This is a genomic window from Micromonospora sonchi, from assembly GCF_014646235.1.
Lineage (GTDB): Bacteria > Actinomycetota > Actinomycetes > Mycobacteriales > Micromonosporaceae > Micromonospora > Micromonospora sonchi.
Genome location: NZ_BMNB01000083.1, coordinates 1 through 1,330, shown reverse-complemented (window position 1 = coordinate 1,330; position 1,330 = coordinate 1). Strand labels below are relative to the sequence as shown.

The 1,330-nt window shown below is 69.5% G+C and carries 1 protein-coding gene; it reads left to right on the top strand.

Annotated elements, in window-relative coordinates; genetic code table 11:
- Positions 1 to 119: 119 nt before the first annotated feature.
- Positions 120 to 1,330 (top strand): ISL3 family transposase (locus IEY61_RS30845; RefSeq protein ID WP_189050864.1); only part of this gene is annotated, 1,211 nt, incomplete at its 3' end.

Here is a 1,330-nt window from a genome sequence, read left to right as displayed (position 1 = left end):
CGGCTCTTCGAAGTTGAGCGGGGTGCGGTGGTCGATCCGACCCGGAGATGAGGTCTCGCAGCCCTTCGGTGATCATCTGAGTGTCGAGTTCGGATGGTCACTAGTGAAGAGCTGCGAGCATGGTCAACGATACGACTCGGCTGCTGGGCCTGGATGGCCTGGTGGTGGATCGGGTCGAGTTGCGTCCGGACGGTTCCCCCGTCGTCCACCTGTCCACCGGTGATGAGCAGGCACGATGCTGCCCGCAGTGCGGGATCCGGGCTGCTCGGGTCAAGGGCTGGGTGCTCACCCGCCCGAGGGATCTGCCCGTCGCCGGGCGCGATACCCGGTTGCGGTGGCGTAAACGGCGCTGGCATTGCGACCAGCCCGGATGCCCGCGCCGGACGTTCACCGAGCAGGTGCCGCAGGTCCCGGCCCGGGCCCGGATCACCGTCCGGCTGCGGCAGATGGCAGGGGCGGTGGTCGCCGACGGCAATCGCACGATCGTGCAGGCCGCCCGTGACCTGGGCGTGTCCTGGCCGGTCGTCGCGGCGGCGTTCACCGCTCACGCGGCCAGGGTGTTGCCGGCCGAGCCCGCGCCGGTGGCCGTGCTGGGCATCGACGAGGTCCGCCGGGGCAAACCGTGCTGGAGTTTCGACGAGGTCACGCAGTCGTGGACCACTACCGTCGACCGCTGGCACGTCGGCTTCTGCGATCTGGGCGGCGGGCAGGGTCTACTCGCCCAGGTCGAAGGCCGTACCAGCGCGGCGGTGACCGACTGGCTCACCCAGCGTCCCGCCGCCTGGCGCGAACAGGTCCAGGCCGTCGCGATCGACATGTGCACCGTGTTCAAGGCCGCCGTCCGCCAGGCCCTGCCCCACGCGATGCTGGTCGTGGACCATTTCCACGTGGTGCAACTGGCCAACCGGGCCGTCACCGAGGTCCGCCGCCGGATGACCGTCACCCACCGCGGCCGCCGCGGCCGGGCCACCGATCCCGAATGGCAACAACGCAACCGTCTGACCAGGTCAGCCTCCAGAATGCGCGCCGAACACGTCGACCGGCTGACCGACACTCTCAGCAACCTGTCCACCAAGATCGGCGCACCCATCCTGGCCGCCTGGAACGCCAAAGAAGACCTGCTCGACCTGCTCGCCCTTGCCCGCACCCACCCGGACCGGGAGACCGTCGCCCGGCTGCTGCACCGCTTCTACGCCCGCTGCGCCGCCACTGACCTGCCCGAACTCCACCGCCTCGCCACCACGATCCAGACCTGGTGGCCCGAAATCCTCGCGTTCCTGCATACCGGCATCACCAACGCCGGCTCAGAAGGCACCAACCGCGTCATCAA